Genomic DNA, 7420 nt, shown 5'->3' on the forward strand with positions numbered 1-7420 from the left:
CACATCGGCTTGCGAAAGCCGCCACGCGCCCCCTCTCCCGTGCGGGAGAGGGTTGGGGTGAGGGACCAGGTCTTTCCGGAAAACGCGCATCCCTCACCCTGTCCCTCTCCCGCACGGGAGAGGGGACCCGCGCCACATCCGAGGATGTGTAAATCCGATAGGCAGAGGGGGAGGGTGGGCGCGTCCTGCCTCGCCCCCCATGACAATCCGCCCCGCCTGTCCGCGAACACCCGCCGCAAGCTCGGCCGGAGGCTCGGCTCTCGGCGGCGAATCGGAAAGACCGGAGGGGATCTGTCTGAGCCGCGTACCCCATGGCGTTGTCCGTCTATCTCGTCGTCGGCCTCGGGGCCGCGGTCGCCGGGTTCGTGCAGGGGCTGTCGGGCTTTGCCTTCGGGCTCGTGGCCCTGTCGTTCTGGGCCTGGGTGATCGATCCGCAGCTGGCCGCGATCCTGGCGGTCGCCGGATCCCTGACCGGCCAGATCGTCGCCGCCGTCACGGTGCGACGCGGCTTCGACCGGGCTCGCCTCGCGCCGTTCCTGCTGGGCGGGCTGGCCGGGGTCCCGCTCGGGGTGATGCTGCTGCCCCACCTCGATGCCGACTGGTTCAAGCTGGTGCTCGGCAGCCTGCTGGTGGTCTGGTGCCCGGCGATGCTGCTGGCCAAGGACCTGCCGCGGATCACCACGGGCGGGCGGCTGGCGGATGCCGCCGTCGGCCTGAGCGGCGGCCTGCTCGGCGGGCTCGGCGGCTTCACCGGTACGCTGCCGACCCTGTGGTGCGTGCTGCGCGGCTACGAGCGCGACGTGCAGCGCACGATCATCCAGAACTTCAACCTGGCGATGCTGGCCGTGACCATGCTGGTCTATCTCGGCTCCGGCCTCGTCACCCGCGCAGCCCTGCCGATGCTGGCCGTGGTGCTGCCCGCCATGCTGATCCCGGTCTTTCTGGGCACCCGGGTCTATGTCGGCTTGAGCGAGACCGCCTTCCGCCGGGTGGTGCTCGGCCTCCTGACAATCTCCGGCGTCACGCTGCTGGCGGCGGCGCTCCCGCGGGTGCTGTAGGGCCACGCCCCATTTCGACCGTCTTTGTCGCGGAGCACCCGGGGCAATCCAATCTGCTAAGGTCTGTCGGGCTACGCTATCGGCGCGTTGGCCGGGCGAGCGGTCCGGCACCGGAGATTCTGATGGCGCGCAAGTATTTCGGAACCGACGGCATCCGGGGCCGGGCCAACGGGGTGATTACCCCGGAACTCGCCCTCAAGGTCGGGCAGGCGGCGGGCCTGGTGTTCCAGCGCGGCGATCACCGCCACCGGGTGGTGATCGGCAAGGATACCCGCCTGTCCGGCTACATGATCGAGACCGCGCTGATCGCCGGCTTCACCTCGGTGGGCATGGACGTGCTCCAGCTTGGCCCGGTGCCGACCCCCGCGGTGGCGATGCTGACCCGCTCGATGCGGGCCGATATCGGCGTGATGATCTCGGCCTCGCACAACGCCTTCGAGGATAACGGCATCAAGCTGTTCGGCCCCGACGGGTTCAAGCTCAACGACACGATCGAGGGCGAGATCGAGGAGCTGATCGACGCCGAGCTGCACACGCGGCTGGCGGGCTCCGCCGATCTCGGCCGGGCCAAGCGGATCGAGAGCGTGCATGCCCGCTACATCGAGTTCGCCAAGCGCACCCTCCCTCGGCACGTGACCCTCGACGGCCTGCGGGTGGTGGTCGATTGCGCCAACGGCGCCGCCTACCGGGTCGCCCCCGAGACCCTGTGGGAACTCGGCGCCGAGGTGATCGCCATCGGCACCGAGCCGGACGGGTTCAACATCAACCGGGATGTCGGCTCCACCGCCCCGGCGGCCCTGGTCGCCAAGGTTCGCGAGCGCCGCGCCGATATCGGCATCGCGCTGGACGGCGACGCCGACCGGGTGCTGATCGTCGACGAGAAGGGCCACGTGGTCGACGGCGACCAGCTGATGGCGGTGGTCGCGCGCTCCTGGCAGGAGGACGAGCGGCTCACCCAGCCGGGGCTGGTGGCGACGATCATGTCCAATCTCGGCCTGGAGCGCTTTCTCGGCGGCCTCGGCCTGACCCTGGCCCGCACCGCGGTGGGCGACCGCTACGTCCTCGAGCACATGCGCGAGCACGGCTACAATCTCGGCGGCGAGCAATCCGGCCACATCATCATGTCGGACTACACCACCACGGGCGACGGCCTGGTGGCGGCGCTCCAGCTTCTGAGCGTGGTGCAGCGCCAGGGCCGGCCGGTGAGCGAGGTCTGCCACTGCTTCGATCCGCTGCCGCAGATCCTCAAGAACGTCCGCTACCGGACCGGTCAGCCGCTCAGCCAGGACAGCGTGGTCAGCGCGATCGCCCAGGCCCGCGCCCGCCTGGGCAATGGCGGCCGCCTGGTGATCCGCCCCTCCGGCACCGAGCCGGTGATCCGCGTGATGGCCGAGGGCGACGACCGCAGCCTGGTCAACGAGGTGGTCGACGAGGTGGTCGAGGCCGTCACCAAGGTCGCGGCCTAAGATCCGGGATCCCAAAGGGCCTGCGGCCCTTTGGCGGGGTTCGGGGGCGGAGCCCCTGAGGGCTCGGTGCTTCACGCGTAGGCGGCGCGCAGCACGGCCGGTGCGGTGGTCCGCCAAGCCGCCAGCAGGGCGGCGCGCAGGGCCTCCTCCTCGCAGAGATCGAGGTCGAGATTGGTCCAGCCGCGCCGGCCCCAGGCGCCGTCGAGCGGCGTGAACAGGTCCGGCTCGGCCTCGCACAGCTCCGCCTGGTCGGCGGGGGCGAGGCGCAGCACCACCCGGGCCTCCTCGACCCACAGGGTCGCGAACACCCGGCCGCCGACGCGGAAATCCGGGTTGCCGCGATGGGCGCCCGCCACCGTCTCCGGCAGCATCAGCGCCAGGATGCGCACGTCCTCGGGCAGCACCGCTCAGCCCGGCCCACGGGCGGATGTGTTCGTGATCGTACCGAGCGGTGCGGCCAAGACTAGCAAATCCTTCGGTGAGCTGCGGTTTTGCAGGCTGTAGCAGCCCGCAAGGCTAACATTTAACGTTAAGCCGGATTTAAGAGGTTCGATCCATCCTTCACCACGTCATCCGAGCCGGCTTGCCAAGCGTCCGGCACATGAGTCCAGTGAAGGAATCCTTATGGCCCGCTCCAAGCTGAACGCTTTGGTGCGCAGCCTGACGCTCGCGGCGAGCGTCGGCGCGCCCTGCCTGGCCGCTGCCGCGGACCTGCTGCCCCCGCCTCCGCCGCCGCCCCCCCCGCCCCCGATCGAGGTCGGCGGCGGCTGGTACCTGCGCGGCGATGTCGGCGCCAGCGTCTACACCCGGCCGAAATACACCGAGGCCTACGATTACACCGGCTACCCGGAGGCCAACCGCGCGTTCGGCAACGAGATCGGCGGCGGCGGCTTCGCGGGCGTCGGCGTCGGCTACCAGTTCACCCCGTTCCTGCGCGGCGACGTGACCGGCGAGTACCGCTACTCCACCGGCCTGCGCGGCAGCGAGTATTACAAGGGCCCCGAGTTCGACAACGGCCTCGGCTCCTACGGGGTCAACAAGTCGACCAGCAACTTCGATTCCGCGGTGGTCCTGGCCAACGCGTATTTCGACCTCGGCACCTGGTACGGCATCACGCCGTTCATCGGCGGCGGCGTCGGCTACGCCTTCAACCACATCTCGGGCTACTCGACCAACCAGCAGTTCACCAGCCCGAGCTACGCCTACGATTACGGCAACCCGATCTACGACTGCAAGTGCGGGCAGGCGTACTACAACTACGCGCCGGTCTACGACAGCAACGGCAACCCGGTGTACAACACCAACAGCGGCAGCAAGTTCTACAAGAGCAAGACCAGCGGCAGCTTCGCCTGGGCCCTGCATGCCGGTCTCGCCTACGACGTGAGCGATGCCCTGAAGATCGAACTGGCCTACCGCTACCTCAACCTCGGCAAGGCCGAGACCGGCCCGGGCTTCGTGCCGTGCTGCACCGGCAGCCTGCAGGCGATCAAGGTGAAGGACATCGAGGCGCACGACGTGAAGATCGGCCTGCGCTACTACCTCGGCGGCCTGGTCGCGGCGCCGCTGCCGCCGCTGATGCCCGAGCCGATCCCCGGCCCGCTGGTGCGCAAGTACTGATTTTTTCCCAACGACTCTGACGGCAGACGGCGCGGATCCCCTCCGCGCCGTTTTTTTTCGTTCTGCGCCGGGGCTCGGTGGATGCACAGAGCAGAATTGGGCCGCCGGATAGTTCTTACCAGGCCGCGATGATCGGATCGGGATATCGGAAAGGACCCCAAAATAACGGACGCTTAAGGTTACCCATCTATCACTGCATCGAGGCCCGAGCCGCCGTCCGTCTCGCAGTCCCAGGACGATCCCGATGCGTACCGTCACCTTGCCGCTGCTGGCGATCCTCGGCCTCTGCGGCGCAAGCACAGCCCGGGCCGCCGACCTGGATTACGATTACCTGCGCGGCGCCGATTACGACCCGGTCCCGGCCCCGGTGGTGGACTGGAGCGGCGTGTATGTCGGCGGCCATGGCGGGTATACGTCGGGCGGTCTGGCGCAGCGCAACGCCCTGCAATCGACCCTCGCGCAGTACTTCAGCTACCGCGATATCGAGAGCGAGTTCGGCGTCTCGAAGATTCTGTCACTGCCGGGAACCCGCGTGAAGAGCGCGAGCTTCGGCGCGTTTGCGGGCTACAACGTCCAGTTCGACGACATCGTTCTCGGTATCGAGGCCGACTACACGCACGCGGATCTGAACAGCTGGTCGACCAACGGCATCGGTCGGATCATGACGACGGCTGGAGGCAATGCCGAGTCGGTCAATCTCTCCGGCTCGTCGAACACGCGGATCGACGATTACGGCAGCATCCGCGGCCGGGCGGGCTACGCCTTCGGCAACCTGCTCCCCTATGTCACGGGCGGCCTCGCGGTCGGGCGGGTGACGATCAACGACACCGTCGCGGTCCAGAATTACGGCTACAGCGCCACAACCTATGCGGCGAACCAGGCCCAGACCACGGGCCTGCCGGCCGCCGTCTACAATCACGGCTATGCCAGCTTCAACCCGAACTTCCCGCTCAACCGGTCGACGCCGGCCGGACAGGGCGTCCAGACGATTCCATACGGCCCGACTTCGCTCGTCGCGAACGCCAAGACCAAGACGATCGGCGGCGTCGCCCTCGGGTTCGGCCTCGAATACGCGATCACGCCCAACATCCTGCTGCGGGGCGAGTATCAGTACGTGCTGTTCCAGAGCTTCAACGGTCACCGTGCCGAGCTGAACACGATCCGCGGCGGCGCCGCCCTCAAGTTCTGATCGTCCCGATGCCGGCCGGATACCGACCATGACCCAGCGCCGCCCCGCCCGACCGCCGACGCTCGCCTGGGTCGTGCTGCTAGCCGCTCTCGTCCCGGCCCCGGTCTCCGCCTGGCCCGAGGATCGCGGCTTCAATCCGCCCCGCCTCCGGCGCGTCGTCCGCGCGCGACCCGAAGCGTCGGCCGTGCCGCCGCCCGTGATCGTCCGGGGCTACCTGCCCCGCAACCACAACGTCCCGATGTACAACGAGCCGCCCCGCCGGGGGCCGGCTTGGTGAATGAGGCCGTGCCGCTGCTCCGGATCGGGCTGCTGCCGGGTATGCCTCTGAGGCCTTTTGGCGGGTGTTCCCATTTGCGACCTCATCCTGAGGTGGCGTAGCGGAGCGAAGCCCTCGAAGGAGCCTTCCAGCCAGCCGCGCGATTCCTGGAGGGCTCCTTCGAGGCCCAGCGATCTTCGATCGCCGGGCACCTCAGGATGAGGGAAGAGCTTGGATATCCGTCGTCTACGCCGCGTCCCTCACCGCTGTTGCGCGCGTGACGGGCGGACGCGGTCGCGAATTGAGGGGCCGTTCCGTCGGCTACCGATCCATTCCTCTGGTCCGACCCGCGTCCGGCATGTCGTCGCCGTCCTCGGGAGGCACATCCGGAGCGTTCCGCACGCGTGCGATGGCGGATTGCACATCCGACCGCGCGGCCCGTTCTTCGAGGTGGGCGACCTGCTGTTCGGCAGGAAGGCTCATATCGACACGCTCAGCGACATCTTACTCGTGTCGTGCACCCCATAAGGGCGCGTTGACGGGCCGCTAAGTCTTTGATGTTCGACCGGCCCGCACCGCATAAGGATGTGCCGTTCAACCCAATAAGCGCGTCAAGCTCGAGGGGGCTCACCCCATAAGCGCGTGATACCCGTTTGACGGGGCAGCGCGCTGGCGGTCTCTCCTTCCGCGACGCTCATGGAGCAAGTTGACCTGAAGGAGGCGATGCGGAGATCTCAGCGTCCGAAGCCGCAGACCCGTTCGGCGATCCGCGCATTGTAGAGTTCGCGGACGGTCTGCCTGAACCGCGGCAGCTCCTTCTCGGCGAGGCAGAACGTCGGACGCCCGTCCACGAGGAACCTGCGCATCTCGACACGCTACCCATCCAGCGTCGGCTCGCCGAGAAGCTCACGGCTCTGGGACAGGCTCCTAGAGCGTGTTATGAACCTGTAACCTGTCATCAATCGTTCGGCCTGTTTCAGCATGAGACAGACGAAGGCGACCCTGTGAAGTCCTGCCAGCGTGCTGGCATAACGCTCGTAATCCTTGACCAGGCGCCAACAGCGCGTCGCCCAGGCGAAGGACCCCTCATCCTGAGCTTGTCGAAGGATCCACCACCCAGCGACGCGGCAGCAGGACAAACCCGCGTTTGGCCTCGGGCGCCTTGACCACCTCCAGGGCGATACCGTGCGCCTGGGCCGCGTCCGCCGCCCGCGCGCCGGTGTAGCCCTGATCGACGAAGCCCGTCTTGACGCTTCCGTCCGTCTCCGCTTGCACCGCGCCGGTCAGGCGATCGACCTCGCCGCGATCGTCGGCATCGGCCGGGGTGACATGCAGCGCCACCACGTGGCCTGGCGTGTCTACCGCCAGATGCACCTTCGAACCGCGCTTGCGCTTGGCCCCGTCGTAGCCCGCCCGCTCGCCGCTCTCGGGCGAGGACCGCAGCGTCCGGCTGTCCAGGATCACCGCCGACGGCTCCGGCTTGCGATCCCCTGCCATCCGGAGAACCGCCCGTAGATCCCCGGCCACATCGGTGAAGCACTCCGCAGCCAGCCAGCGCTGCGTCTGCTGGTACACCGCCGCCCACGGCGGCAGGTCTTGCGGCATGACCCGCCACGGGCCCCCCGTCTTCAGGATGACCCGCAAGCCGTTGACACCCTCCCGCAGTTCGTGGTACCGCTGGCCCGAACTCTCCCGCACCAGCGCCAGTTACGGCGCAACCAGCGCCCATTCTTCATCGAACACTTCGGACGGATAGCCGCGCCGATCCAGCCCCATCAGCCACCAAACCGACACGAACCTAGCAGGCATGCGATAAGTACTTTGAGATGCGAAC

Annotated in this window: 7 protein-coding genes and 1 pseudogene; 5 read left to right on the forward strand and 3 right to left on the reverse strand. The window is 68.0% G+C overall.

Translation table 11 applies throughout. The features are described from left to right. The first annotated feature begins 311 nt into the window (after window positions 1–311). The gene (locus MKL20_RS08195; protein ID WP_244036266.1) at window positions 312–1058 is read left to right on the forward strand and encodes a sulfite exporter TauE/SafE family protein; all 747 of its coding nucleotides are present in this window, start codon (window positions 312–314) and stop codon (window positions 1056–1058) included. Between the two features lie 122 nt (window positions 1059–1180). Continuing rightward, window positions 1181–2524, forward strand: coding sequence for a phosphoglucosamine mutase (gene glmM / locus MKL20_RS08200; RefSeq protein ID WP_244036267.1), 1344 nt, complete (start codon window positions 1181–1183; stop codon window positions 2522–2524). Between the two features lie 71 nt (window positions 2525–2595). Here the strand turns inward: glmM and MKL20_RS08205 are convergent, their stop codons facing one another. Next, complete coding sequence (locus MKL20_RS08205) at window positions 2596–2928, reverse strand: MmcQ/YjbR family DNA-binding protein (protein ID WP_243969343.1); 333 nt, start codon at window positions 2926–2928, stop codon at window positions 2596–2598. Window positions 2929–3148: 220 nt separating this feature from the next. On the opposite strand from MKL20_RS08205, the gene MKL20_RS08210 reads away from it, so the two are divergent. From MKL20_RS08210 to MKL20_RS08220, 3 genes are all read left to right on the forward strand, one after another. Next, window positions 3149–4141 carry an outer membrane protein gene (locus tag MKL20_RS08210; RefSeq protein ID WP_244036268.1) on the forward strand — a complete coding sequence of 331 codons (993 nt, stop codon included), beginning with the start codon at window positions 3149–3151 and terminating at the stop codon, window positions 4139–4141. A 244-nt stretch (window positions 4142–4385) separates the two neighbouring features. Next, window positions 4386–5330 carry an outer membrane protein gene (locus MKL20_RS08215; RefSeq protein ID WP_244036269.1) on the forward strand — a complete coding sequence of 315 codons (945 nt, stop codon included), beginning with the start codon at window positions 4386–4388 and terminating at the stop codon, window positions 5328–5330. Between the two features lie 28 nt (window positions 5331–5358). Next, on the forward strand, window positions 5359–5607 hold the full coding sequence (locus MKL20_RS08220) for a hypothetical protein (protein ID WP_244036270.1): 249 nt from the start codon (window positions 5359–5361) through the stop codon (window positions 5605–5607). A gap of 713 nt (window positions 5608–6320) precedes the next feature. Here the strand turns inward: MKL20_RS08220 and MKL20_RS32940 are convergent. Continuing rightward, window positions 6321–6452, reverse strand: coding sequence for a hypothetical protein (locus MKL20_RS32940; protein WP_279594611.1), 132 nt, complete (start codon window positions 6450–6452; stop codon window positions 6321–6323). 90 nt (window positions 6453–6542) lie between these two features. Beyond that, window positions 6543–7362, reverse strand: a pseudogene (locus MKL20_RS08225) (IS5 family transposase); the annotation flags it as partial. Window positions 7363–7420 lie beyond the last annotated feature (58 nt).

The organism is Methylobacterium sp. E-066 (assembly GCF_022829635.1).
In the GTDB taxonomy this organism is placed as follows: domain Bacteria; phylum Pseudomonadota; class Alphaproteobacteria; order Rhizobiales; family Beijerinckiaceae; genus Methylobacterium.